Genomic DNA, 24,998 nt, shown 5'->3' on the forward strand with positions numbered 1-24,998 from the left:
GCGCTTCCCGGCGCCGGCCGCCGACGGACGTCAGGCGCCGCTGTTCTGCTTCATTCGTTCCCTGACCGTGGACAGGTAGATGTTCGCGTACTCCTGGCCCGACTGGGCGGCGATCGCCTGGGTGATCTCGTCGGTCACGGTACGCCTGACGTGCCGGTTCGACTGGCGGCCGTGGTCTTCCGCAAAGGAGAGCGGCGCTCCGAAGCTGACGCTGAACCGGGCCACGTGGAGCCTCTTGCTGCCGACCGGGTGGACCTTCTCGGTGCCGATGAGGCCGCAAGGGACGACCGGGAATCCGCCGGCCAGGGCCAGCCAGGCGACGCCCGAGTTGCCCTTGTAGAGCCGTCCGTCGGGAGAGCGGCCGCCTTCGACATGGATTCCGACGACCTGGCCCCGGTTCAGGATGTCCAGCGCGCCGGACAGCCCCGACGTCACGCCGGTGCCGCTGTTCTTGTCGACCGAGATCATGTCGATGGACCGGAAGAAGAAGGCCTGCAGTTTTCCTTTCAGGCCCGGCATCTCGAGCCAGCCCTGTTTTCCCACGAAATGGACTCTGCGCGGTGTCAGGATCGGAATGAACAGTGAGTCGAAGAACGAGAGGTGATTGGAGGCAATGATGAACGGGCCGGCCGGCAGATTTTCCAGCCCTCGGACCTGCGGCCGGAGAATCAATCTGACAAGGGCCGCGAGGACGAGTCTCAGCAGCTTGCGGAGCATGGAAGGCCCTACTTCGAGTTGAGCTTCTCGAGCAGCAGGGCGTACGTGGCCGACAAGGACCGGATCTGCTGCGGGTTCTCCTGCACCATCGTGACCTGGTATTTCTCCTCCAGGGCGACCAGGATCTCCAGCGCCATCAGCGAATCCACTTCCAGGTCCTCGGCGAAGTCGGCCGTGTCGGTGACCTGCGCGACGTCGATGTCGAGGATCTCGGCGAGAGTGGTGCGCAGGTCCTCCAGGTCCAGCACGCTCGTCTGTTCCGGCATATCGGCGATCCTCCACGTGTTCAAATGAGGCGGAGCGTGACGGACTGCTGTCGGCGGCAGAGGCTCCTGGAGCCGGAAAGATGCCGCACCGCTCCCAGGGAGAAGTTAACAATAGTGGCTAAAGCGTGTCGTAAAGAGCGCTTACCGCCCGGTGAAACGTCCCCCCTTTCTCTCTTCGGCGGATCACGGCCGTCGGCTGTCGCCGCCGAATGACCGGACCGCCTGATGTCCGGCCGGACGCGGCGCCTTACTGCGACGGATGCCGGCCCGCACGACCGTGACATGTCGGGGGAGCGTCTGCCGGTGCCCAGGTCCGGTGGCCGACGGGCGCTCTCAGCAGGGGCTTTTGGACAGAGTTTAGAGAGGTTTACGAGCACTTCGCCAGACTCGGATCGCAAGCTGCGGAGGCGGTACAGATGGGGAGGCGACCAATGCGTATCCAGGCACCGGAGTCCTCGGCGCTCGGCGTGGAGATCCATGACTTCGATCCGCGCTCGGCGAGCGAGCAGGAGATCGCGGAGCTGCTGCACCAGGTCTACACGGCCAAGATCGTAGTGCTGAAGGGTCAGGACCTGGACTCGCCGGGTTTCATCGACCTGGGTCGCAGGCTCGGTGAGATCGACGTCTACTACGAGCCGATGTACCACCACCCGGAGTACCGGGAGATCTTCGTCTCCTCCAACGTGCCGGCGGACGGCAAGCAGGTCGGCGTGCCCAAGACCGGCAAGTTCTGGCACGCGGACTACCAGTTCATGCCGCGTCCCTTCGGGCTCACCCTGATCTACCCGCAGGTGATCCCGAAGGAGAACCGCGGCACGTACTTCATCGACATGGGCAGGGCCTACGAGAGCCTGCCGCAGGACCTGAAGGACGCGATCGCCGGCACGCGCGCCGAGCAGTCGCCGCGCCGCTACTTCAAGATCCGTCCTTCGGACGTGTACCGGCCGGTCTCCGAACTGCTGGAGGAGATCGAGAGGAAGACCCCTGCGGTCAAGCACCCCACCACGTTCACGCACCCGGTCACCGGCGAGACGGTGCTCTACATCTCCGAGGGCTTCACCTGCGCCCTGGAGAACGAGGCCGGCGAGCGGCTGGACGACTCCCTGGTGCCGCGGCTGCTGGAGGCGACCGGACAGCTCGACCCCGAGTGCGCGCACCCGCTGGTCCACCTCCAGACGTACGAGGAGGGCGACCTGCTGGTCTGGGACAACCGCAGTCTGATCCACCGCGCGCTGCACACCAGTACGCCCGAGCCCGCCGTCTCGCACCGGGTCACCGTGCACGACGCGCACCCGTTCCACGCCGTCACGGGCGTCTGACGTCCGCCGAGGAGGAGCCGACTCATGACGGAAACCACACAGCCGACGAAGGCCGCGGAGCAGGCGGAGACGGAGGGCTGCCCGTTCGCCCGCATGCCCTTCGACGACACGTACCACGCCGACCCGTACGCGACGTACGCGCTGATGCACGGCGAAGGCAAGGTGCACCGGATCGAGACCCCGGCCGGCGCCCCGTCCTGGTACGTCACCGGGTACGAGGAGGTGCGCCAGGGGCTCGGTGACAAGCGGCTGGTGCGCAACATCAAGCACGCCAGTCCCACGTACCGGGACAACCTGGCGGTGCCTTCGGCGTTCCTGTCCAACACGCTCGCCAGCGAGGACCCGCCGAACCACACCCGGCTGCGGAAGTTCATGAACCGCGCCTTCGCCATCCGCCGGATCAGGGCGCTGCGACCGCGCATCGAGGAGATCACCGAGCAGCTGATCGACGCGATGGGCGAGTCCGGCGAGACGGACCTGATCTCGGCCCTCGCCGCGCCGCTGCCGATCGCCGTCATCGGCGACATGCTCGGTGTGCCCGAGGAGGACCGGGGCAACTTCGCCTACTGGTCCGACACCATCCTGAGCCTCGACCGGTCCGCGTCGCAGGAGGCCGGCGAGTCGATGCTCGCCTTCCTGCAGGGGCTGATCGCCAAGCGGCGTGCGGAGCCCGGCGACGACGTCGTCTCGGAGTGGATCGCCAGCCGCGACGACGACGGCAACGAGCTGACCGAGGAGGAGCTGGTCGGCCTCGGCTTCATGATCCTGCTGGGCGGCTACGACACCACGGTCGGCATGATCGGCGGTGCCGTGATGGCGCTGCTCGACAACCCCGAGCGCCTCGCCGAACTGCGCGGGGACCCGGCGAAGCTCCCCGACGCGGTGGAGGAGTTCCTCCGCTACTACGGCACGGCGCACACCTCGGCCCGCCGTTTCGCGGCGGAGGACGTCGAGCTCGGCGGCACCACGATCAACGCCGGCGACCAGGTGATGCTCTGCATGGCCGCCGCCGACCGCGACCCCGAGCGTTTCGATGACCCGGACGCGCTCTCCTTCGACCGGCCGGAGAACCACCACGTGGCCTTCGGCTACGGGCCGCACTACTGCCCGGGCTCCGAGCTGGCCCGGCTGGAGATGTCGGTGGCTCTGGAGGCAGTGCTGCGCAGGCTGCCGGACCTGGCGCTGAAGACGCCGGTCGAGGAGATCCCGTGGCGCCGCGCCTATCTGATCCGGATTCCCACCTCCATCCCGGTCACCTACTGACCGCCCCGGCCACCACCTGAGGAAACGGCACACCATGACCACCGAAACCGCGCTCGCCGGGCTGCGCACGCTGCCGAACGACCCGGACCTGCTGGCCCGCGTGCTCACTCCGTACCGGGACAACTGCCAGTACCTGAAGTCCGCCGAGGTGGTCCTTGGCGGCAGCGAGGAGGGCGTGGCCCGCGCGCTCTGCGAGTTCGAGATCGAGGAGTCCTGCTACATCGACTCCACCGGGCACTTCAACGCGGTCGAGTTCAACATCTGTTACAACCAGATGTTCTATTACATCGCCGCCAAGGCCGTGCAGGACGGGCTCTTCGCGCCGTTCGACCGGTGGAGCATGCAGGACTACTGGGACCGGCAGCTCCCGGACATCCTCATCGCCAAGCTCGCCAGCAGTTACCGCCGCGGCATCCACACCAGCCGCTTCCAGGGCGAGATCACGCTGGAGAAGGTGGTGGAGCGGGCGCCGAGCGCGGACCGCGGCGGGATGGTCGTCGTCAACACCGGCTGCCGCTTCTGGGACCAGGCCGGCGGCGACAGCCGCGGCGAGGTCAAGATCGTCATAACCAACGCACCGGCGAACGGGGGCTGACGGTGGACCGCACCGCACCCGGCTACCGCGAGCTGGCGGCCCTGCCCCTGTCCGAGCGCCGCACGGCGCTGCGGGAGAGCGTCGTCGCGGAGTTCCGGGTCGCCCTGCTGCTCGGCGAGGCCGAGGAACTGCCGCTGGACGCCAACTACTTCGACCTCGGCCTGACCTCGCTGCGCGCCACCGAGCTGAAGCAGCGCCTGGAGCAGCGCTTCGGCGCCGGTATCAACGAGGCGCTGCTCTTCGAGAGCCCGACCGTCGCCCGTCTTCTGGAGCACCTGACGGCCGACGTGCTGGCGGAGCTGTTCGGCACGGAGCGCCGGCGCCGGGCCGAGCAGCGCCCGGAGAAGGAACTCGTAGGAAAACTCCTCGAAGACCTTTACAAGAAGTGAGGATGTCCCCGCGTGAACGAGGGTGAGGAGCGCAAGCTCCTGGAGAGCCTCCTGCTGGAGAAGTACGAGCCCATCGCGGTCGTCGGTGTCGGCCTGCGGTTCCCCGGTGAGAACGACACACCCGAGGGATTCGCGGAGTTCCTGCGCGCCGGCCGCTCCGGGACCGGGCCTGTGCCCGAGGACCGCTGGGACGCCGCCGAGTTCGCGGACGACGGCGAGGGCCCGGTCACCGCGGGCCGGATCCGCACCGCCGGTGGCGGCTACCTGCGGGACTTCGACCGCTTCGACCCCCGGTTCTTCAGCATCTCCCCCAAGGAGGCCCAGTACATCGACCCGCAGCAGCGGCTCGCGCTGGAGACCTGCTGGGAGGCGCTCGAACACGCGGGCATCGATCCCACCGGGCTGCGGGGCGGCGACGGCGCGGTGTACTTCGGCTCCAGCGGCGTCGACTTCAACCTCGAAGTGGTGCAGCTGCCGTACGAGGAGATGGACGCCTACACCGGTACCGGCGCCGCCAACAGCGCGGTGTCGGGCCGGGTCTCGTACTTCCTCGGCTGGCGCGGGCCCAGCCTCACGGTGGACACCGCCTGCTCCTCGTCGCTGGTGACCCTCCACCTGGCGGTGGAGGCGCTGCGCCGCGGCGAGTGCTCCGTCGCCCTCGCCGGCGGCGTCAACGTCATCCACCACCCGCGCAACCACGTGGTCTTCTCGCAGGCCGGCATGCTCGCTCCGGACGGCGAGTGCAAGACCTTCGACGAGAGGGCCGACGGCTACAGCCGCAGCGAGGGCTGCGGTGCCGTCGTCCTCAAGCGGCTGTCCCGGGCCAAGGAGGACGGCGACACGGTGCTGGCCCTGGTCCGCGGCACCGCTGTGCGCCAGGACGGCGAGAGCGGCGGGCTGACGGTGCCCAACGGCTCCGCGCAGGAGGCCGTGATGCGGGCGGCTCTGGACGCGGCGCTGCTCGGGCCGGGCGACGTGAGTTACGTGGAGGCGCACGGCACGGGAACGTCGCTGGGCGACCCGATCGAGCTCGGCGCCGTCGACGCGACCTTCCCCGACGGCGTCACCGTCGGCTCGTTGAAGACCAACGTCGGACACATGGAGGCCGCGGCCGGCGTAGGCGGACTGATCAAGGCCGTGCTCCAGCTGCAGAGCGCGGAGATCTTCCCGCACCTGCACTGGGACACACCGTCCACGCACATTCCCTGGGACCGCTACCGCGTCACCGTGCCGACCAAGACCGTCGCCTGGTCGGCGCCGACGCGCCGCGCGCTGGTCAACTCCTTCGGCTTCGCCGGCACCATCGCCTCCGCCGTCCTCGAAGAGGCCCCGCCCGCGCCCGCCCGCGATGCCGGGTCCGGCGAGGCCGGCGTCTTCGCGCTCTCCGCCAAGACACCCGAGTCGTTGCGCGAGCTGGCCGCGCGCCACCGACGGCACCTGGAGGACCATCCCGACCTCGGTCTCGACGAGGTCTGCCGCACCAGCACGCTCGGCCGGGCCCACTTCGGGCACCGTCTCGCCGGCGTGGTCGGCGACCGCGACGAACTGCTCGCGCTCCTCGGCCAGGAGCCCACGGCGGAACGGGAACGGAAGGTGGCGCTGCTGTTCACCGGGCAGGGCGCCCAGTACGCGGGCATGGGTGCCCCGCTGTACGCGCGCTACCCGGTGTTCCGCGAGCACCTGGACGCATGCGACCGGCTCTTCGCCCCCCACCTGGGCCGCTCCGTCAAGGCGCTCATGTTCGGTGAGGAGGGCGAGGCGGCCGACCTCGACCAGACCCGGTTCACCCAGCCCGCGCTCTTCTCCCTCGAATACGCCCTCGCCAAGCTCTGGCTCAGCTGGGGGATACGGCCGGACGTGCTGGTCGGCCACTCCGTCGGCGAGGTCGCGGCGGCCGCGGTCGCCGGACTGTTCTCGCTGGAGGACGCGGTACGCCTGGTCGCGGCCCGCGGCGCCCTGATGCAGTCGGTCGAGGCGCCCGGGTCCATGGTGGCCGTGGCGGCGCCCGCCGAGCAGGTCGCCGAACTCATCGCGCCGTACCCGGACCTCTCGTTCGGCGCGCTCAACACGCCGCAGGACTGCGTCGTCTCCGGTGGCCGCGCATCGCTGGACCAGGTCGTGGCGGAGCTGTCCGCGCGCGGTGTCAGGACCAGGGAACTGCCCGTCTCGCACGCCTTCCACTCGCCGCTGATGGCGGAGATCACCGAGAAGTTCAGGGCCTCGCTGGACGGCATCGTCTTCCGCGAGCCGGAGTTCACGCTCGTCTCCAACGTCACCGGCGAGGTCGCCGACCTGGAGACCGTCTCGACGGCCGACTACTGGGTCCGGCATGTCGCGGAGCCGGTCCGCTTCCAGGCCGGCATGCGGGCCGTGGAAGCCCGCGGGCACCACCTCTTCCTGGAGGTCGGGCCCGCCAACACGCTGACCGCCATGGGCCGCCGCTGCGTCGCCGAGCCCAAGGAGCACCTGTGGCTGGCCAGCCTCAAGGCGGACGACGAGGCCGGCCGCACCCTGCTCTCCTCGCTGGTCCGCGCCTACCGGGCGGGCCTCGCGGTCGACTGGCGCGGCTTCCACCACGGCCGCGGCGCCGCCCGCGCCGTGCTGCCGTCGTACGCCTTCGACCGCCGCCGCTACTGGCTGCCGTCCCGCGGTCACCGCCGCACCGCCGACCCGCTGGCGCTGCACCCGCTGCTCGGCCGGCGGACCGGGCCCGGCGAGTTCACCGCACGGCTGGAGCCGGAGCATCCGCGGTGGCTGCGCGACCACGTGGTGATGGGACAGGTTCTCTTCCCGGCCGCGGGTTACGTCGAGCTGATGCTCGCGCTCCAGGACGCGGAGTACGGTGAGACGTCCCGGCCGCTGACCGGACTGCGGATCCTGGAGCCGCTGCTGGTCCCCGCCGAGGTGCGCACCAGGGTCACCGCGGACGGCGAGGTCGAGGTGGTGAGCCTCGCCGACGGCCTGGAGCGGCGCCATCTCACCGCACGCTTCGGTGAGACGGCCGAGCCGGTGGGCCTGACGGCCGCCGACCCGGGCACGGTCTTCCCGGCCGACGAGCTGTACGCCGAGTACGCCGACCACGGCCTCACCTACGGACCGGAGTTCAAGCGGATCACGCACCTCGCGCGCGATGCCGAGGGCGCGGCCGTCACGCGGCTGGGCAATCCGGCGGCGGGCGCGGTGGAGCTGCTGCCGCCCGGACTGCTCGACGGCGTGATCCAGTCGCTCGCCGCGCTGGTGGAGGGCGACGAGACGTACCTGCCGGTCGGCTTCGGCGAAGTGCTGCTGCACAAGAAGCCGCGCGGCGGCGAGCTGCGCAGCGTCGCCCGGCTGACCGGCGACGGGACCACCGCGGACGCGGTGCTGTACGAGGACGGCCGGCCGGTCTGCTCGCTGCGGGGCATCGCCTTCAAGAAGGTCGTCAACAGCGGTCGGACGGTGTCCCGTTACCACCGGCCGCGCTGGCTGAAGCGCTCGCTGATCCGCACCGACGGCGAGTGCCGGCCCGTCGTGGTGGCGCACCGCGACCCGGCGGAGCTGGCGGACCTGGGCGCGGACGTGGCGGCCTTCTCCGGCGTGCCGGAGGACGGGACCGACGTCGCCTGGTTCTGGCGGCGGCTGCCCGGTCCGCTCACCGACGAGCGGCTGCGCGCCGAGTGCGAGGAGAACTACACGGATCTGCTCGGCCTGCTGCCCCGGCTGCAGGGCTTCGGCGGACGGCTGTGGCTGGTCACCGAGGGCGCGCAGGACCCCGCGGACGAGGACGGTCTGCCCGCCGCCTCGCTGTGGGGCTTCGGACAGACGCTGTGGAGCGAGTACCCGGGCTTCCGGGCGACCCTGCTCGACCTCCCCGCCGGTGACACCGCGCCGCTGGCCGAGGAGTGGCGCAACGCCGAGGCGACGGAGTTCCAGGTCGCCTACCGCGAGGGCCACCGGCACGTCCGCCGCATCGTCCCGGTCGCGGAGGACGCCGGCGACGTCGCGCTGGAGATCGAGGAGTACGGCGACTTCTCCGGTGTGCGGGCCGTTCCCGCCCCCGAGCCGGCCGCGCCGCGCGGCGACGAGGTCGAGGTGCGTATCGAGGCGGCCGGCCTCAACTTCAAGGACGTGCTCAACGCGCTCGGCATGCTCCGCGAGCACGGAGAGCTGCCGCTCGGCTTCGAAGGCGCGGGCACCGTGGTCTCGGCAGGGCCCGACGCGGAGTTCCCGCCCGGCACGCCGGTGCTGGTCAGTCAGCTGGGCGCGCTGCGCAGCCGGGTGACCGTGCCGTCCGCGATGGTGGCCCGACGTCCGGACGGGATCACCGCCGAGCAGGGTGCGGCCGTGCCCACCGCCTTCGTCACCGCCTGGTACGCGCTGCACCACCTGGCGCACATCAAGCGCGGCGACAAGGTGCTCGTGCACGCCGCAGCCGGCGGTGTCGGACAGGCCGCGGTGCAGCTGGCCCGGCTCGCCGGCGCCGAGGTGTACGCCACCGCCTCGCCGCGCAAGTGGCCGCTGCTGCGCGAGCAGGGCGTGGCGCACGTGATGAACTCGCGCACCACCGACTTCGCCGGGGAGGTGCTCCGGCTCACCGGCGGACACGGCGTGGACGTCGTGCTCAACTCCCTCAACAAGGAGTACGTCGACGCCGGATTCCGGGTGCTCGCCGAGGGCGGCCGGTTCGTGGAGCTCGGCAAGCTCGGCATCCGGACGCCGGAGGAGGCCCGTGCGCAGCGGCCCGACGCCGAGTACCACAACTTCGACCTGAGCGAGTTCTCGCCGCCGGAGATCGCCCGCATCACCCGGGACATCCTGCGTCCGGTGGCCGACCTGATCAGCACCGGTGAGCTGCGGCCGCCGCCGGTCACCGCCTACGACCTGGACGAGGCGACGGAGGCGTTCGGCGTCCTGTCGCGTGGCGCCAACACCGGAAAGCTGGTGCTCCGCTTCGGTGAGCGGTCGGCGCCGGTGGCCGAGGAGATCGACCCGGAGGGCACCTATCTGATCACCGGCGGCCTCGGCGCGCTCGGTCTGCTCACCGCCGAGAAGCTGGTCGCGCTCGGCGCCCGCCGTATCGCGCTGATGTCCCGCAGCGAGGCCCCGGCGGAGCTCGCGCGGCGGTTCGGCGACGAGGTCGCCGTCACCTTCTGCCGCGGCGACGTCGCCGACCCCGGCGATGTCGCCAGGGTGGTGGCCGAACTGCAGCCGCTGGCCGGCGTGGTGCACGCCGCCGGAGTCCTCGCGGACAAGCCGCTCTCCGCCATGACCTGGCAGGACCTGGAGCAGGTCTTCCGGCCCAAGGTGTACGGCGCCCGGCTGCTCGAACAGGCCGCACCCGGGCTCAAGCTGTTCGTCGGCTACTCCTCGGTCTCCGCGGTGCTCGGCCCGGCCGGCCAGGCCAACTACGCCGCCGCGAACTCCTTCCTGGACGCGCTGATGGAGCGCCGTGCCGGTCGGGGTCTGCCCGGGCTGAGCCTTGACTGGGGGCCGTGGGCCGAGGTCGGCATGGCGGCGAAGCTGGGCGGCCGGCACATGCGGGCCATCGAGGGCCAGGGCATGCGCTTCCTCCAGCCCGGCGAAGGCACCAGGGCGCTGTCCAGAACCCTCTTTGGCGGTCTGCCGCAGGTGATGGTCGGCGAGTTCGACTGGGACCGCTTCGTGTCCCGGCAGCCCGCGGCGAACGCGCTCTACTCGCTGGTCGCCGGCGCGGACGGCGGGTACGGCGGTGCGGTGGCCCCGTTCGACCTGGCGGGCCTGGCCGCGGTGGGCCGCGCCGAGCGCGCCGCGCGGATCAACGAGCGGATCCGGGTCCGGGTGGCGGAGGTGCTGCAGTTCCGCGGCCCCGAGGAGATCGCGGGGGACGCACCGTTCCGCGACCTGGGCCTGGACTCGCTGAGCGCCGTACAGCTGAAGAACGTGCTGGAGTCCGACTTCCGGACGCCGCTCACCTCGTCGATCGCCTTCGACTTCCCGACGGTGCGGGCGCTGACGGACCACGTGCTGGCGCAGCTGACCGCGGAGGCGACGCCGGCCGCCGAGGAGCGGGACGTCGCCGGGCTCTCCGACGAGCAGGCCGACGCGGAACTCGCCGCGCTGCTCGAAGGCGAGGGCTGAACCGGTGCGGGAGTACGTCGCCCACCTGCAGACCCTCAGCCAGAAGCAGCTCGTCCTCGCGCTGGCCCGGCAGCGCGCCGCGGACACCCAGGGCGCGGCGGTGCTGGGCATCGGCTGCCGCCTGCCCGGCGGGCTCGACGGGCCCGCCGCGTTCTGGGACGTGCTCAGGTCCGGCAAGGACGTGCTGCCCGCCTCGGGACGGGCGCCGCGCGACTCCACGGGACGGCCGCGCTGGAACCTGGCGGACGGAGAGTTCAGCCGGTGGGCCGGTGAGTTGAACCACGGCGGCTACCTCGACGGCGTCGACCTCTTCGACGCCGCACGGTTCGGCGTCGGCGCCGAGGAGGCCGTCCAGCTCGACCCGCAGCAGCGGCTGCTGCTGACCGTCGCCGACGAGGCGCTGGCCGACGCGGGGCTGGACCGCGCCCGGCGCGCCGGACACCGCGTCGGCGTGTGGACCACGGTCGGCACCGTCGAGTACCACCACGCCGCACTGCGCGGCGGCGCCGCGCTGGACGCCGTCTCGCCGTACGCGGCCCTCGGCAGCGCGCCCAGCGGCAGCGCGGCCCGGGTGGCGCACGGGCTCGGCCTGAACGGGCCGGCGCTCACCGTGGACACCGCCTGCTCGTCGACGCTGGTCGCGGTGCAGCTCGCGCTCGCGTCGCTGCGCCGCGACGAGTGCGACGTGGCGGTGGTCGGCGCCGCCAACCTGCTGCTCTCGCCGCTGTCCACGGTCGCCTGCGCCCGCGCGGGAATGCTCTCGCCGACCGGCCGCAGCCGGCCGCTGACCGCGCACGCCGACGGTCACGTGCGCGCGGAGGGCTGCGGGGTCCTCGTGCTGTGCCGGCAGTCGGACGCGGCGCGGTTCCCCGCGACGCCGTACGCCGTGCTGCGCGGCGGGGCCGTCCATCAGCACGGCTCCCGCGCGGACATCGCCGCGGCCTCCGCCGAGGGCCAACGGCACACCATGGAACTGGCGTTGAACAGCGCCGACGTGCGCGCCGAGGAGGTGCAGTACGTCGAGGCACACGCCAACGGCTCCCGGCTCGGCGGCCTGATCGAGACCGAGGCCCTCGCCGCCGCCTACCGCGGCGGCGACCTGCTGGTCGGCTCGCACAAGGCCAACATCGGTTATCTGGAGGCCGCCTCGGGCGCCGCGGGCCTGATCAAGGTGGCGCTGGCGCTCGCCCACCGTGAGGTCCCGGCGCATCCCGGGGCGGCCGAGCCCGAGCCCGAGGCGCCCTGGAGCGACACCCTGCGCCTGCCGACCGAGACCGTCCCGTGGCCGACGGCGGCCCGGATGCTGGCCGGCGTGAGCGCGGTCGGCTTCAGCGGCACGCAGGCGCACGTGCTCCTGGAGGCCGCCGCCACCCCCCGCACCGCCGAGGACCGGCCGGGTCCGGAGCGCACCGACGTACGCAGCTACTGGGCGGAGCAGAACCGATGGACCTGACCCTTCACGCCGCGCTGTCCGCGCAGGCCGCGCGCCGCCCGGAGCGGATCGCCGTGCACTGCCAGGACCGCACGGTGACCTACGCCGAGCTGTACGCCCGCGCGCGGCGCACCGCGGCGGCGCTGCACGAGGCGGGCGTGCGGCCCGGAGACCGGGTGGCGCACCTCGCACGCGACTCCGAGCACTACTACGTGCTGCTCTTCGGCTGCGCTCTCGCGGGAGCCGTGCTGGTGCCGGTCAACTGGCGGCTCGGCGGCGAGGAGATCGAGCACATCCTGCGCGACTCCGACGCGAAGTTGCTCTTCGCCGACACCGAGCGCGACGGCATTACCACGGTGCCGCCGGGATGGGCCGAGGCCGCCGGCGAGCCGCCGTCCTTCGAGGCCGGCGCGGACACGCCGGTCGTCCAGATCTACACCAGCGGCACCACGGGCCTGCCCAAGGGCGTGGTCCTCGCGCACCGCACCTTTTCCGCCGTCCGCGCCGCGCTGGACGCCGAGGGCCTGGACTGGATCGACTGGCGCGACGACGACACCTCGCTGATCTGCGTCCCCGGCTTCCACGTCGGTGGTCTGTGGTGGGCGGCCCAGGGGTTCGCCGCCGGCGTCACCAACGTGGTGATGCCGGCCTTCACCGGCGGTGCCGCCGTGGAGCTGGTGCGCGCGCACCGCGCCACCACGACCTGCGTGGTCCCGGCGATGCTGCAGATGATGCTGGCCGAGACGCCGAAGGATCCCGCCTCGCTGCGCAGCCTCCGCAAGGTCGTCTACGGCGGCGCACCGATCTCCGAGACCCTGCTGCGGCAGGGACTGGACCGCATCGGCGCGGACTTCGCGCAGATCTACGGCCTCACCGAGACCGGCAACACCGCCTGCTGCCTGCCTCCGTCCGAGCACGTCCCGGGCAGTCCGCGGCTGGCCGCCGCGGGCCGTCCCTACCCGGGCTTCGCCGTCCGGATCACCGACCAGAACGGCGCGCCGCTGCCCACCGGCGAGGTCGGCGAGGTGCGGCTGCGCACCGCGGCCCGCATGCTCGGCTACCACGGCCGGCCCGAGGCCACCGAGCAGACCCTCCAGGACGGCTGGATCGTCACCGGGGACGCGGGCTACCTCGACGAGGAGGGTTATCTCTACCTCTGCGACCGGATCAAGGACACCATCATCGTCGCCGGTGAGAACGTCTATCCGGCCGCCGTCGAGAACGCGCTCGCCGCCCACCCGGCGGTCCGCGAGGCCGCCGCGGTGGCCGTGCCGGACGACCGGTGGGGCGAGGCGGTGCACGCCTTCGTGGTCCTGGAGCCCGGTGCCGAGGCCACGCCCCGTGAGCTGATGCTGGCACTGCGCGGCCGGCTCGCCGACTTCCAGCTGCCGGCCGGATACACCTTCGTCCCGTCGCTCCCGCGGAACGCCAGTGGCAAGATCCTCCGTCGTGAGCTGCGTCAGCCGTACTGGCAGGAACGCCAACGCCAGGTCAACTGACGGCGGTTGACGCCCCGTCCGCCGACCGACAAGGAACGAGACCGCCATGCCCCCCTCCGTGGTGACCATCCGCCGCGCGCTCAACACGACCTCGTACGTAGCGCCGCGCCTCGCCGGCAGATACGCCTTCCGGCTCTTCTGCGAGCCGACGGGCCGCGCGCCGGTGCGGCCGACGGAGAAGGAGGTGCACGAGGCGGCCGCGGTGGAGCGGATCGTGGTGGACGGCAAGCAGGTCGCCGCCTACCGCTGGGGCGACGGCAAGGGCGAGCCCGTGCTGCTGATGCACGGCTTCGCGATGCGGGCCAGCGCGCTCTGCGGCTTCGTGCCCGGTCTGCTGGAGCGCGGCCTCACTCCGGTCGCCTACGACGCCTTCGGGCACGGCGACTCCGAGGGCCGCAACACCACGCTGCTCGACCACCGCGCGCTCACCGCCGCGATGCACGAGAAGCACGGCCCCTTCCGCGCGATCATCGGGCACTCCTTCGGCGGCACCTGCGCGTACGACGCGGTGCGCGAGGGCGTCGGGGCCGAGCGGATCGTCTCCATCGGCGCTCTGTGCGACTTCCGCACCAGCTACGACACCTTCTGCGTCCAGCTGGGCCTGCGCGAGGGGCTCAAGAAGGAGCTCCACCGCCGCACGGAGGCGTTCTTCCGGCCCGAGACCGACATCTGGCGCCGCTTCTCCGTCTCCCACCGGCCCGAGCTGATCACCTCCCGGGCCCTGGTGATCCACGACCGCAAGGACCGGGAAGTCGCCTTCGCCGAGGCCGGGAAGATCGTGACGGCGCTCGGCGAGCGGTCCCGCCTGGTCGCCACCGAGGGCCTCGGCCACCGGCGCGTCCTCACCGACCCCTCGGTCATCGGACAGAGCCTCGACTTCGTCACCGGCGGTGACGCGTGAACCAGGGAGCTGCGGACATGGAGCTGCGCCGGCTGCTGCCGCTCGGCATGGGCACGTTCGCGATCGGCACCGACCTCTTCGTCACGGCCGGACTGGTCCTGCCGATCGCGCGGGACCTGGAGGTCTCGGTCGCCGCGGTCGGTCAGCTCGCCACCGTCTTCGCCGTCGCCTACGCGGTGCTCTCGCCGGTCCTCGCCGCCACCACCGCGCGGTTCTCCCGGCGGCAGGTGCTGCTCGCCGGGCTCGCCGTGTTCACGGTGGCCAACGCGTTCACCGCGCTGGCGCCCACGCTCGGCCTGGTGCTCGCCACCCGCGTGCTCGCGGCGGCCGGCGCCGCGCTCTACACGCCGACGGCCTCGGCCACCGCCAGCGCGCTCGTGGCGCCGGAACGGCGTGGCCGCGCGCTCGCCGTGGTGCTCGGCGGCCTGAGCGTGGCCACCGCGCTGGGCTCGCCGGTCGGTACCTGGATCGGCGGGACGTTCAGCTGGCGCGTGGTGTTCTGGCTGATCGCCGGGCTCGGCGCGGTGGCGCTGGCCACGGTCGCCGTGACCGTGCCGGCCGTGCGGCTGCCGCAGGCGCCGAGCCTGCGGGCGCGGCTCGAGCCGCTCGCCGACCGCGCGGTGCTCGCCGCGCTGGTCACCCAGGCGCTCACCTTCTCCGCCGGATACACCCTCTACACCTACCTCGGCCCCGCGCTGAGCGGGGCCACCGGCGGCAGCGCCGGGAGGCTGACGGCCGTCATCTGGGTGTGGGGCGTCGCCGCGGTCGTCGGCATCGTGGTGGCCGGACGGCTCACCGACCACTACGGCCCGCGCGCCATGATCTACCTCGGCATCGTGGGCATCGCGGCCTCGGTCGCGCTGACCCCGCTCGCCGACCTCACCTTCCCCGGCGCGCTGGTGTGGGCGGCGGTCTGGTCGGTGATGGCCTGGCCGGTGACCATGGGCCAGCAGCACCGGGTGATCACCGCCGCGCCGGCCTCGGCGCCGCTCGCGCTCGGCCTGCTGTCCTCGGCGCAGTACCTCGGCACCGCCGTCGGCGGCCTGGCCGGCGGGCTCGCGGTGAACTTCGCGGGCCGCGGCGCGATCGGCTGGACGGCCACCGGTTTCGCCCTGCTCGCGCTCGCCTTCACGGCCTTCACCTATCCGAGGAGCGCCCCCGTGACGTCCGGCGCTTCCACGGAGTCCGGTGCCCCGGCGGGGCAGGCTCCGGGCGAGCCGGCCGCGAAGGACGGCTGAGCGGCGCGTCGAACCGGCCGGCGGCGGCCACCCGGCGTCCGGTCACCGCCGCGGGCAGGGGAGAGCAGGAGACCACGCACCGTCGCGGAGGGCGGCGGACAACGGTGCCCCACCCGACCGGGACGTGACGTCGGGTGGGGCACCGTGGGGCGCCGGCGCGGTGTGGGGCGAGGGTGCGCGTCCGGCGAGGGACTACGCGGCGGTCTCCTTCTCCTTCGCCGCGGCGGCGTCCTTGTTCATGGTGGCGAACCGCGGCACGTACTCCAGGCCGGACAGCCGCTCGATCTCCTTCATCACCGCGTCCGTGACGCTGCGGCGCAGCCGGGCCTCGCCCTCCTTGCCGTGGTGCTCCGGGAAGGTGAGGGGCGCGCCGAAGTGCAGGTCGAACCGGACGGGCTTCGGCACCATCCGGCCGAGCGGCTGCACCCGGTCGGTGCCCACGATTCCGCACGGCACCACCGGCGCGCCGGTCGCCATGGCCAGCCAGCCCACACCGGTGCGGCCCCGGTACAGCCGGCCGTCCGGCGAGCGTGTGCCCTCCGGGTGGATGCCGAAGACCTGGCCGTCGTCGATGACCTCGCGCGCGAGCCCGAGAGCGGCGACGCCGCCGGGCCCGCCGTCCCGCTCCACCGGCACGATCCCGATGGCCCGGAAGAACGCCGCGCTCAGCCTGCCCCTGACGCCCTTGCCGGTCAGCCGCTCGGCCTTGCCGATGAAGCAGACCGGCCGGGACACGGCGAGCGAGATGAAGACGTGGTCGGAGAACGACAGGTGGTTGGCCGCGATGATGCACGGTCCGTCGGCCGGTATGTGGTGCACGCCGGTGATGCGCGGGCGGAAGGCGACGCGCATCACAAGGGACAGGAAGGCCCGCAGGAGTTTTCTGAACATGGTGCCTCGCAATCGCTCCACGGCAGTCTTCGGGAGGGTGTGGGAAGGGACGGTTCGGACCCGGCTGCGTGGACCGGCGTCAGCCGCACGCACCCGTCGTGTCGATGTCGTAGCTGCCGACCTTCGTGAAGAGCTCGGTCGGTACGCCGGCCAGCGGATCGGCGTCCGCGGCCGAACCGTCAGTCCGGGCGGCGCCGTCCGCCTCCGTGTCCGGATGGGCCCGGTGCAGCGCGGAGACGAACTCGTCGAGCCGGTCGAGGCCCCACAGCCGCTCGCGGCCGATGCGGAAGTAGGGCATGCCGAAGATGTCGTCCTCGTAGGCGGCCTCCAGCACGTCCACCGCCTCGGCGTGCGTCTGCGGAGCGCGCGCGGCGGTGAGCAGTGCGGCGCCGTCCAGACCGGCCGCGTCGGCCGCCTTGACGACGGCCTCCGCCTGGTTGATCGGCTCACCGCGGTGCCAGCGGGTCTCCACCAGCGCCCGGTACAGGAGGCGCTCCCGCCCCTCGCGCCGGGCCGCCAGCCACGCCAGGTGCGGCAGGTCCCAGTCCTGCTCGCTGTCGACGGGCCAGGCCAGCGGATAGCCGAGCCGGGTGGCGGTGCGCTTGACGTCACTCAGGATGTACAGGTGCTTGGCCTTGCTCATCGGCCGGTACAGCACCTCGGCGCCGCGCTCGCGCAGTGCCTCCCGCAGCTGCGCGTCCGGCTCCCAGAGCGGGTAGTAGTCGATGAGCTCGCCGGCCCGCGGGAACCGTCGCTCCAGCTGGTCGAGGGCCATCCAGCTGTACGGGCTGCGGAGGTTGAAGTACACCCTCGGGCGCCTGCGCGGTTTCATGCTGTCCTCCGTTACTCGCCCGTGCCGAGCGGCACGGGCGTGGCGTCGGCCAGGAACGCGGCGAGTTCGGCGGCGATCCGGTCGGCGTGGCTGATGTGGAAGCAGTGCCCGTAGTCAGGGCGGTAGGACACGGCCGCCGTCGGCATGGCCGCGGCCAGGGCCGCACCGCGGCGGGCGATCAGCGCGGGGTCCGTCTCGCCGACCAGGACCCGGGCCGGGACCCGCACGCCGGCCAGGTCGAAGGCGCCGGTGGCGACGAACTGGCGGAAGAGCACGCCGAGTCCGTGCTCGCCGACCCGGTTCAGCGCGGTGTCCACGATCGACTCGAAGAGCTGCTCGTCCGGCCGCTGGGCACGTGTGGACAGCGCGATCCGGATGCCGTCGGCGACCGCGACCCGGAAGGCGGCGCGGAACTCCCGTTCCAGCGCGGCGTCGACGGTGTCCGTCACCGGCCGGTAGAAGGGCGCGAACAGCACGGCTGCCGCCGGCTCGTGGCCGCGCGGTGCGCACAGCCACTCCAGAACGGCGTTGCCTCCGAGGGAGTGGCCGAGCACCGCGTGCACCGGTTCGCCCAGGCGGTCGACGGCGTCGCCCAGCCACTGCCCGGGGGTGCCCCGCAGCTCCCAGCCGTAGTCGTTCCCGGCCCGCCACGGCAGGTCGAGCGCGACCAGCCGGTGCCGGCCCGGCCACGCCGCAGCCAGTGGCTGCCACTCGCGCCAGCTTCCCTCGGCGCCGTGCACGGCGACGACCAGCGGTCCGCCGCCGCCGGTCAGCCGGTGCACGCCGACGCCGTCGGAGGCCGTCGGCGCGTCCACGATCACCGGAGCGCTCCCCGCCTGCTCCAGCCCCGCAGGACGACCACGCCGACTCCTCCCCCGGGATCGCAGGAGGTCACCACGGACACCTGGCCGTCGCGGCCCGGGTCGTCGCGGTGCAGGGCCAGGACGGCGGCGAGCTGTACGGCAGCGGAGGCGCCGCCGCAGTCGCCGAGCGTGTCGGCGGCCTTGAGCCGGTCGGGCCCGGCGCCGAAGACCGCGTCGACGGCGGCCTGTTCCACGGCGTCCACGCCCGAGAGGCCGCACTCGCCGGTGGCGACGGTGGTGACCTGCGCGGGGCTGACTCCGGCGGCGTCGAGCGCGGCCCGGACGTGCTGCGCCAGACCGTCGGCGGGCGCGGTGGACCCGCCGGACGCGTCGAAGTGGCCGACCTTCGTCGCGAGGATCTCGGCGTCCAACGGCCTGCCCGCCGCGCGGACCGCGTGCGCGTCCTCGGTGACCAGCAGCGCCGCGGCCTCGCCGAGCGGCGCCCGGGACGGTTCGCCGGCGTGCGCGTGGTGCTCCAGCCAGGCCCGGTGCGCGCTGAACTCCTCGACCGCGCCGAGCAGCAGCGTGCGGGCGTGGCCGCGCCGCAGCAGCGTTCCGCCGTAGCGCAGCGCCGACACCGCGGAGATCCGGCCCGCCGGAATGGTGGCGTTGACGCCGCGCAGCTGGTGCCAGATGGCGCAGCGGCTGGCCGCGCAGTTCATCACGCTGTTCGGGAAGAGCAGCGGCTCGACCAGGTACGGCCGGTCGTTGACCAGGGTCTCCCGGTCGAACTCGGCGATCGAGCGGAAGCTGCCCATGGTGTTGCCGAGGACGATGCCGGTCTCGTCGCGGCTCTCGTCGTCCAGCTGGACGCCGGAGTCGGCCAGCGCCAGGCCGACCGCGGTGACGGCGAACGCGGTGGTGCGGTCCAGGCTGCCGGTCCGCTTGCGGCCCAGGTGCTCGCGGACGTCGAAGTCGACGATCGCGTGGGCGGCCGGCTGCGGCAGCTCCTCGCCGAACATCGTGCCGACGTCCCGCAGACCGCTCTGTCCGTCCGTCAGCGCCTTGCCGAACTCGTCCGCGCCGACACCCGTGGAGGCCACGACGCCCCAGCCGGTCACCGCCAGTGTGCCGGCCATCAGGCGACCTCACCGAAGAGCGTGACGGCGTTGTTCCCGCCGAACGCGAAGCCGTTGTTCTGGACGACGCGCAGCCGCGCGGGCCGGGCGGCGTTCGGCACCGGGTCGATGCCGGCCAGCGCCGGGTCCTCGTGGCCGTAGTTGATGGTGGGCGGCATGAAACCTTCCCTGATGCCGAGTACGGAGGCGATGGCGCCCAGACCGCTCGCGGCGCCCATGGTGTGGCCGAGCATCGACTTGATCGAGCTCATCGGCGGCGGGGTCGGACCGAAGACGTCGCGGACCGCGTTGGCCTCGGTGAGGTCGTTGGCGGGGGTGCCGGTTCCGTGGGCGCAGATGTAGTCCACGTCGTCCGGGGTGACGCCGGCGTTGGCGTGGGCGCGGCGGATGCTGCGGGCGATGCCGTCCGCGTCGGGCGCGACCGGGTGGCGGGCGTCGCAGCTGAGGCCGTAGCCGAGCACCTCGGCGTAGATGCGCGCGCCGCGCTCCACCGCCGAGTCCAGGCTCTCGAGGAAAAGCGCCGAGGCCCCTTCGCCGGCGAGCACGCCGGTGCGGTCGCGGTCGAAGGGAGAGCAGGCGTCCTCGGCCATCAGGCCGCACCGGTAGAACCCGGCGTGGCCCCAGCGCACCATGGCGTCGGCGCCGCCGGCGATCATGTAGTCGAGTTCGCCGTCGGCGATCAGGTCGTAGGCGTTGCCGATGGTGTAGTTGCTCGCGGCGCAGGCCGCGGAGACCATCATGGAGTCGCCGGTGAAGCCGAGTTCACGGTGGACGGCGCTGCCGATCCGGTGGGTCGGCGCCTGGACCGCCTCGTGCGGCGCCATGTCCCCGAAGCCGCCGCGCACCCACTCCTCGGTGAGGCTCTGCAGCACCTGCGACTCGCCGGTGCAGGTGCCGATGCTCGCGCCGGACCGCGGGCCGGCGATGCGGTCGGGGTCCACGCCGGAGTCCTCGACGGCCAGCCGGGCGGCCGCGGCGGCGAACCGGCTCGCCAGCCCCCACTCCCGCGGGTCGAGGCGCCGCAGCAGCGAGGCCGGCTCGAAGTCGCGCACCTCGGCGCCCATGACGTGCGGGAAGCCGGTGGTGTCGAAACTGGTGATGGGCGAGACACCGCTCCGTCCGGCGCGCAGTCCGGCACCGAAGGCGGCGACGCCGATGCCGATGCTGGTGACGGGACCGAGTCCGGTGATGACGACGCGCCGGTCCATGGACTCAGTCCTGCCAGTTCGCGTGGTGGGCGACGACCTTGTAGACCGCGTTCAGGCTGGTCATGTTCGGCAGCTCGGTCTGCGGCAGCTCGATCTTGTACTTCTTCTCGATCCGGGCCAGCAGCTCGATGGCGCGCAGCGAGTCGCCGTCGTGGTCCTCGATGAAGTGGTCGTCGTCGCCGAGCTCCTCGGGCTCGATCTCGAGCGCGGCGGCGGCGAGTTCCCGGAGCTCCTCAAGATGCTGAACCTGCTGAGCCTGGGTCATGTCGTTCTCCAGTGAATAGATGTGGCGGTCCAGGAAATCAACCGTCAGATATACGGCGAGGAGAAGCTTAGCCGCGGCCCTCTTATTCCCCGCTAAAAGGCCGCTTTCCTGGGAACTCGGACGAGGGGGTGCAATCAATGGATCGGCCGAAATTAAGGAGCGTTTAAGGGCGCCCTCGGTAAGGTCGCCGTCAGCTCGGCGGATCGAATTCGGCACATCGGCACAGGGGAAAGGCAACCGACCATGAAGGGCCTCACCTCTGACGACGTCGTGGTAACCGGACTCGGCGCCGTGAGCTGCCTCGGTGCGGGCGTCGACGCGTTCTGGGCCGGACTGCGGGCGGCAGGCAGCCGTCCGGAGCCGCCGCCGGGCCTCGACGACCTCGTGCCCGGCGCGCTCTCCTACCGGGTCGCGGACGGCGTGACGGAGGCCGGCCGGTACGGCCGCGCGACCGCGTTCGCCCTGCACGCCGCACGTCAGGCGGTCGCCGACGCCGCGCTGACCGACGACGAGATCGCGGACATGGCCGTGGTGATCGGCACCGCGGCCGGCGAGACCAGCGAGCGGGAGGCCGCCCGGGACGGCGGCGGAGCGGACGCGTGGGCCCCCGTGTTCCGGGTCGCCTCGGCCGTGGGCGGCGAACTCGGCGCGTTCGGCAGCAACATCAGCGTCAGCAACGCCTGCGCCGCCAGCGGCTACGCGCTCACGCTCGCCATCGACCTGGTGCGCCGCGGCGAGGCGCGGACCGTGCTGGTCGGCGGGGCGGACGCGGTGGCCACGGTGCCGCTGGCCGCCTTCAGCCGGCTCGGCGCCAGCGACCCCGTCCGCTGCCGCCCGTTCGCCGCGGACCGCCGCGGCACCGTCTTCGGCGAAGGCGCGGCGATGCTGGTGGTGCGGTCCGCCGAGGCCGCAGCCGGCCGGCCCGTGTACGGCCGCCTCCTCGGCAGCGCCCTGAGCTGCGACGCCCACCATCCGACCGCGCCCGACCCGGCCGGCGACCAGCTGGTCCGGGTCGCGCGCGAGGCGCTGCGCGAGGCCGGACAGGAGCCCGCCGACGTCGACGCGGTGATCCCGCACGGCACCGGCACCCGCCAGAACGACACGGTCGAGGCCCAGGTGCTCGGCGAGGTCTTCGGCGAACGCCTGGGCGACGTACCGCTGTTCAGCCTCAAGGCGTTCATCGGCCACACCGCCGGCTCGGCCGCCGCGTTCTCCACGGTGTGCGCCGCGCTGATGGCGCGGCACGGCGCCATGCCCGCGAACATCGCGCTGGAGCGGCAGGACCCGGAGTGCCGGGTGTGGCTGCCGCAGACCGGTCCGACTCCGCTGACGCGGACGAACGTCCTGCTCAACGCCTACGCGTTCGGCGGGAACAACTTCTCCCTGGTGTTCGGGGGCGAAGGCCGGTGACGGCACGCGACACGGTGGCCGAGGCCGTCGTCACCGGCGTGGGGACGGTGGCCGCGCCGGCCGGAACGCCGCTGGACGAACCCTGGTTCGACTACCGCGCCCGGCTCGGCCCGCGCGGCTACAAGTACCTGCCCGACGCCTGCCAGTACCTGCTGGCCGCGGCGAAGGACGCCCTCGCGCGCAGCGGCGAGGACCTCGCCGGGGCCGCGGGGGCCGCAGAGGCCGCCGGGACCGCCGCTTCCGCCGGGGACGGACCCGCAGCTCTCGCCGGTTTCGCCGAGGAGCGGCGCGCGGCCGTCGTCGGGACCAACAGCGCGGTGGCGGCGCTGCACGCCGACATCGCCGAGGTGGTGCAGGCCCGCGGGATCAACCGGCTCAGCCCGATGCTCACGCCGTTCTTCTCCGTCAACCTCGTCGCCTCGCGGCTGTCCACCGAGCACCGGATCAAGGGCTTCAACACGACCGTCACCTCGCCGCGCGTGGCCGGCATCGAGGCGCTGCACGTCGCCGCCCGCGAACTCGCCGCCGGGCGCGGCGACCTGGTCCTCGCCGGCGTCACGGAGGCGTTCGACCCGGACCACGGCACGGCGGACGCCGAGGCCGGGTCCGTCGTGCTGGTGCTCCGCCCGCCGACCGACGCGCTCCGGCCGGGCGGCGCGCTGCTGCGGACCTCGCTGCGTTTCGTCCCGCCGGCCGCGCTGACGCGGGAGTCGGGCCGGCGGCGCGCGGACCGGGAGGTGCGCGAAGCCCTGGATGCGCTCGCCGAGGCCGGTAGCGCACCGGAGCGGATCCGGTTGGTGACGGACGGCTCGGCGGTGGCCGCCGCGGTCGAGGCGACGGTCCGCGACTGGTCGGCGCAGCGCGTACCGCTGTCGGCCGGGGCGGCCGGCGTCCGGGCCGGCGCGCTGGCGCCGATGGAAGTGGTCGCGCGCGACCTGCGTACCGGCGCGGCCGGTCCGCGGACGGTGGTGGCCGTAGCGGGCGAGGGCAACGTGGCGTTCGCGTCGGTGGATCCGTACCGGACGGCATAGCCGCCGCGGCGCGGACCGGATCCGCGCGCCACCGCTCATCAAGGAACGAAAGGGATGGACATGCTGTCATCGGTGAAGGGCGCGTGGGTCGTGATCCTCGGCGCCTCCAGCGGCATGGGCCGGGCCACGGCCCTGGCCATGGCGAAGGAAGGCGCGAACATCTTCGGCGTGCACCTGAGCACCGCGGCGCAGCATGCCGAGGTCGAGGAGCTCGTCGCCGAGCTGGAGGCCACCGGCGTCCAGGTCGCCTTCCACAACCGCAACGCGGCCGGCGACCGCAACCGCGCCGAACTCGTGGCGGAGATCGCCGCGGCGACCGGCCCGGGCGGCGTCCGCGTACTGCTGCACTCGCTCGCGTTCGGCAGTCTGCTGCCGTTCATCCCGACCGAGGAGCAGCCGGACGTGATCACGCCACGGCAGATGAACATGACGTCCGATGTGATGGGCCACAGCCTCGTCTACTGGACCAGAGACCTCTACGTGGCCGGCCTGCTGCCGTCCGGCGCGAAGGTGTTCACGCTGACCAGCCACGGCGACGAGCACGCCATGCCCAGCTACGGCGCGGTCGGCGCCGCCAAGGCCGCGCTCTGCGCCCATGTCCGCCAGCTCGCCGTGGAACTGGCGCCGTCCGGCGTCGCGGTCAACGCGATCCGGGCCGGCATGGCCCCCACGCCGGCCGCGCTGCGCATTCCCGGCAGCGAGGACCTGGCCCGGCGCGCGGCCGAGGCGAACCCGCACGGCCGGATCACGGAGCCCGAGGAGGTGGCGGAGGCGATCGTCATGCTCTCGGCCAGCAGCTCGTCCTGGCTCACCGGAAACGTCATCGGCGTCGACGGCGGCGAAGCGATCGTCTGACGGCCGCCGCGCGGCAATCCGCACCGAGCGCGGCCCGCCGTCATCAAGCGAGGAGAGGACGCAACCATGCAGGAGACATCCATGACGCCGGCGAGCGCACCCGTTGCCCTGGTCACCGGTGGTTCGCGCGGCATCGGCCGCGCGGTGGTGGAGCGGCTGCTCACCGACGGTTACGACGTCAGCTACTGCTACCGCAGCCGGCCGCAGGACGCGGACGACGTCGTCAAGCTGGCCGAGGACCACGGGCGGCGGCTGTTCGAGGCCGCCGTGGACGTCACCGACGAGCAGGCCGTCATCGCGTACCTGGCCCGGACCGCGGAGCGGCTCGGACCGCTCGACGCGGTGGTCACCAGCGCCGGGATCGTGCACGACAGCCCGCTGGCGACGATGAGCGCGCAGGCCTGGCACAGCGTCATCGACACCAACCTCACCGGGACGTACAACGTCTGCCGCGCGGCCGTGTTCCCCATGATGAAGCAGTCCCGCGGCACGATCGTGAACATCTCGTCGGTGACGGGCGTGTACGGCAACGCCACGCAGTCCAACTACGCGGCGTCCAAGGCGGGCATCATCGGCTTCACCAAGTCCCTCGCCAAGGAAGTGGCCCGGTTCGGCATCCGGGCCAACGTCGTCGCGCCCGGCATGATCGCAACCGACATGACGGACGGCATGAGCGACAAGGCGCGGACGAAGCTGCTCAAGCAGATTCCGCTGCGCCGTATCGGCTCGGCGGCGGAGGTCGCGGACGCGGTCTCGTTCCTGGCCTCCGAGCGGGCCTCCTACATCACCGGCCAGGTCCTGCAGATCGACGGCGGCATCAGCCAGTGAGGACACGATCGGGCACGGCCG

Annotated in this window: 21 protein-coding genes; 13 read left to right on the forward strand and 8 right to left on the reverse strand. The window is 72.7% G+C overall.

Translation table 11 applies throughout. The features are described 5' to 3' along the window. Positions 1–30: 30 nt before the first annotated feature. Positions 31–717 (reverse strand): lysophospholipid acyltransferase family protein, encoded by a 687-nt coding sequence (locus ACIQFU_RS28720; protein WP_402555228.1) that lies wholly within the window; start codon positions 715–717, stop codon positions 31–33. An 8-nt stretch (positions 718–725) separates the two neighbouring features. After that, complete coding sequence (locus ACIQFU_RS28725; protein ID WP_402555230.1) at positions 726–983, reverse strand: acyl carrier protein; 258 nt, start codon at positions 981–983, stop codon at positions 726–728. Between the two features lie 431 nt (positions 984–1,414). On the opposite strand from ACIQFU_RS28725, the gene ACIQFU_RS28730 reads away from it, so the two are divergent. Genes ACIQFU_RS28730 through ACIQFU_RS28770 form a run of 9 tightly spaced genes read left to right on the forward strand, consistent with a single transcriptional unit; the run spans position 1,415 to position 15,715 of the window. Then, entirely contained in the window at positions 1,415–2,302 is an 888-nt protein-coding gene (locus ACIQFU_RS28730; RefSeq protein ID WP_402555232.1) for a TauD/TfdA dioxygenase family protein, read from the forward strand. Positions 2,303–2,326: 24 nt separating this feature from the next. Then, a complete protein-coding gene (locus ACIQFU_RS28735) occupies positions 2,327–3,565 on the forward strand; it encodes a cytochrome P450 (RefSeq protein ID WP_402555234.1) in 1,239 nt (412 codons plus the stop codon). A 34-nt stretch (positions 3,566–3,599) separates the two neighbouring features. Further along, entirely contained in the window at positions 3,600–4,160 is a 561-nt protein-coding gene (locus tag ACIQFU_RS28740) for an FcoT family thioesterase (protein ID WP_402555236.1), read from the forward strand. A 2-nt stretch (positions 4,161–4,162) separates the two neighbouring features. Further along, entirely contained in the window at positions 4,163–4,549 is a 387-nt protein-coding gene (locus ACIQFU_RS28745; RefSeq protein ID WP_402555238.1) for an acyl carrier protein, read from the forward strand. A gap of 12 nt (positions 4,550–4,561) precedes the next feature. Continuing rightward, positions 4,562–10,645, forward strand: coding sequence for an SDR family NAD(P)-dependent oxidoreductase (locus ACIQFU_RS28750; RefSeq protein ID WP_402555240.1), 6,084 nt, complete (start codon positions 4,562–4,564; stop codon positions 10,643–10,645). A 4-nt stretch (positions 10,646–10,649) separates the two neighbouring features. After that, a complete protein-coding gene (locus tag ACIQFU_RS28755; RefSeq protein ID WP_402555242.1) occupies positions 10,650–12,098 on the forward strand; it encodes a polyketide synthase in 1,449 nt (482 codons plus the stop codon). Continuing rightward, positions 12,089–13,576, forward strand: coding sequence for an AMP-binding protein (locus tag ACIQFU_RS28760; RefSeq protein WP_402555244.1), 1,488 nt, complete (start codon positions 12,089–12,091; stop codon positions 13,574–13,576). Before ACIQFU_RS28755 ends, ACIQFU_RS28760 begins: the two co-directional genes overlap by 10 nt. Positions 13,577–13,622: 46 nt before the next feature. Further along, positions 13,623–14,477: an alpha/beta fold hydrolase gene (locus ACIQFU_RS28765; protein WP_402555246.1), complete on the forward strand. Its 855-nt coding sequence runs from the start codon at positions 13,623–13,625 to the stop codon at positions 14,475–14,477. 17 nt (positions 14,478–14,494) lie between these two features. Next, positions 14,495–15,715: an MFS transporter gene (locus ACIQFU_RS28770; RefSeq protein ID WP_402555248.1), complete on the forward strand. Its 1,221-nt coding sequence runs from the start codon at positions 14,495–14,497 to the stop codon at positions 15,713–15,715. A 192-nt stretch (positions 15,716–15,907) separates the two neighbouring features. Here the strand turns inward: ACIQFU_RS28770 and ACIQFU_RS28775 are convergent, their stop codons facing one another. The 6 genes from ACIQFU_RS28775 to ACIQFU_RS28800 all read right to left on the reverse strand — a co-directional run bounded on the left by ACIQFU_RS28775 (position 15,908) and on the right by ACIQFU_RS28800 (position 20,853). Beyond that, positions 15,908–16,606: a lysophospholipid acyltransferase family protein gene (locus ACIQFU_RS28775; RefSeq protein ID WP_402555250.1), complete on the reverse strand. Its 699-nt coding sequence runs from the start codon at positions 16,604–16,606 to the stop codon at positions 15,908–15,910. A 79-nt stretch (positions 16,607–16,685) separates the two neighbouring features. Continuing rightward, the gene (locus ACIQFU_RS28780; RefSeq protein ID WP_402555252.1) at positions 16,686–17,438 is read right to left on the reverse strand and encodes a DsbA family protein; all 753 of its coding nucleotides are present in this window, start codon (positions 17,436–17,438) and stop codon (positions 16,686–16,688) included. 11 nt (positions 17,439–17,449) lie between these two features. Continuing rightward, the gene (locus ACIQFU_RS28785) at positions 17,450–18,259 is read right to left on the reverse strand and encodes an alpha/beta fold hydrolase (RefSeq protein ID WP_402555254.1); all 810 of its coding nucleotides are present in this window, start codon (positions 18,257–18,259) and stop codon (positions 17,450–17,452) included. Further along, complete coding sequence (locus ACIQFU_RS28790) at positions 18,256–19,380, reverse strand: beta-ketoacyl synthase N-terminal-like domain-containing protein (protein WP_402555256.1); 1,125 nt, start codon at positions 19,378–19,380, stop codon at positions 18,256–18,258. Before ACIQFU_RS28790 ends, ACIQFU_RS28785 begins: the two co-directional genes overlap by 4 nt. Then, positions 19,380–20,588 (reverse strand): beta-ketoacyl-[acyl-carrier-protein] synthase family protein, encoded by a 1,209-nt coding sequence (locus ACIQFU_RS28795; RefSeq protein WP_402555258.1) that lies wholly within the window; start codon positions 20,586–20,588, stop codon positions 19,380–19,382. Before ACIQFU_RS28795 ends, ACIQFU_RS28790 begins: the two co-directional genes overlap by 1 nt. Before the next feature lie 4 nt (positions 20,589–20,592). Next, a complete protein-coding gene (locus tag ACIQFU_RS28800) occupies positions 20,593–20,853 on the reverse strand; it encodes an acyl carrier protein (RefSeq protein ID WP_402555260.1) in 261 nt (86 codons plus the stop codon). A 243-nt stretch (positions 20,854–21,096) separates the two neighbouring features. Here ACIQFU_RS28800 and ACIQFU_RS28805 point away from each other — a divergent pair, with 243 nt between their 5' ends. From ACIQFU_RS28805 to fabG, 4 genes are all read left to right on the forward strand, one after another. Further along, complete coding sequence (locus ACIQFU_RS28805) at positions 21,097–22,263, forward strand: beta-ketoacyl synthase N-terminal-like domain-containing protein (RefSeq protein ID WP_402555262.1); 1,167 nt, start codon at positions 21,097–21,099, stop codon at positions 22,261–22,263. Next, positions 22,260–23,294, forward strand: a complete 1,035-nt coding sequence (locus ACIQFU_RS28810; protein WP_402555264.1) for a beta-ketoacyl synthase N-terminal-like domain-containing protein — start codon at positions 22,260–22,262, stop codon at positions 23,292–23,294. The genes ACIQFU_RS28805 and ACIQFU_RS28810 overlap by 4 nt, the downstream gene beginning before the upstream one ends. Before the next feature lie 54 nt (positions 23,295–23,348). Beyond that, positions 23,349–24,149 carry an SDR family oxidoreductase gene (locus tag ACIQFU_RS28815; protein ID WP_402555266.1) on the forward strand — a complete coding sequence of 267 codons (801 nt, stop codon included), beginning with the start codon at positions 23,349–23,351 and terminating at the stop codon, positions 24,147–24,149. 66 nt (positions 24,150–24,215) lie between these two features. Next, positions 24,216–24,977 carry a 3-oxoacyl-ACP reductase FabG gene (fabG, locus tag ACIQFU_RS28820; RefSeq protein WP_402555268.1) on the forward strand — a complete coding sequence of 254 codons (762 nt, stop codon included), beginning with the start codon at positions 24,216–24,218 and terminating at the stop codon, positions 24,975–24,977. The last annotated feature ends 21 nt before the right edge of the window (positions 24,978–24,998 follow it).

The organism is Streptomyces sp. NPDC093065 (assembly GCF_044754585.1).
Taxonomy (GTDB): Bacteria; Actinomycetota; Actinomycetes; order Streptomycetales; family Streptomycetaceae; genus Streptomyces.

Coding starts and splice junctions, on each gene's coding strand:
- ACIQFU_RS28725 (WP_402555230.1), bottom strand. CDS start 983: ATGCCGGAACAGACGAGCGTGCTGGACCTGGAGGACCTGCGCACCACT.
- ACIQFU_RS28760 (WP_402555244.1), top strand. CDS start 12,089: ATGGACCTGACCCTTCACGCCGCGCTGTCCGCGCAGGCCGCGCGCCGC.
- ACIQFU_RS28795 (WP_402555258.1), bottom strand. CDS start 20,588: ATGGACCGGCGCGTCGTCATCACCGGACTCGGTCCCGTCACCAGCATC.
- ACIQFU_RS28765 (WP_402555246.1), top strand. CDS start 13,623: ATGCCCCCCTCCGTGGTGACCATCCGCCGCGCGCTCAACACGACCTCG.
- ACIQFU_RS28790 (WP_402555256.1), bottom strand. CDS start 19,380: ATGGCCGGCACACTGGCGGTGACCGGCTGGGGCGTCGTGGCCTCCACG.
- ACIQFU_RS28800 (WP_402555260.1), bottom strand. CDS start 20,853: ATGACCCAGGCTCAGCAGGTTCAGCATCTTGAGGAGCTCCGGGAACTC.
- ACIQFU_RS28780 (WP_402555252.1), bottom strand. CDS start 17,438: ATGAAACCGCGCAGGCGCCCGAGGGTGTACTTCAACCTCCGCAGCCCG.
- ACIQFU_RS28720 (WP_402555228.1), bottom strand. CDS start 717: ATGCTCCGCAAGCTGCTGAGACTCGTCCTCGCGGCCCTTGTCAGATTG.
- ACIQFU_RS28815 (WP_402555266.1), top strand. CDS start 23,349: ATGGACATGCTGTCATCGGTGAAGGGCGCGTGGGTCGTGATCCTCGGC.
- ACIQFU_RS28730 (WP_402555232.1), top strand. CDS start 1,415: ATGCGTATCCAGGCACCGGAGTCCTCGGCGCTCGGCGTGGAGATCCAT.
- ACIQFU_RS28770 (WP_402555248.1), top strand. CDS start 14,495: ATGGAGCTGCGCCGGCTGCTGCCGCTCGGCATGGGCACGTTCGCGATC.
- ACIQFU_RS28740 (WP_402555236.1), top strand. CDS start 3,600: ATGACCACCGAAACCGCGCTCGCCGGGCTGCGCACGCTGCCGAACGAC.
- ACIQFU_RS28735 (WP_402555234.1), top strand. CDS start 2,327: ATGACGGAAACCACACAGCCGACGAAGGCCGCGGAGCAGGCGGAGACG.
- fabG (WP_402555268.1), top strand. CDS start 24,216: ATGCAGGAGACATCCATGACGCCGGCGAGCGCACCCGTTGCCCTGGTC.
- ACIQFU_RS28775 (WP_402555250.1), bottom strand. CDS start 16,606: ATGTTCAGAAAACTCCTGCGGGCCTTCCTGTCCCTTGTGATGCGCGTC.
- ACIQFU_RS28805 (WP_402555262.1), top strand. CDS start 21,097: ATGAAGGGCCTCACCTCTGACGACGTCGTGGTAACCGGACTCGGCGCC.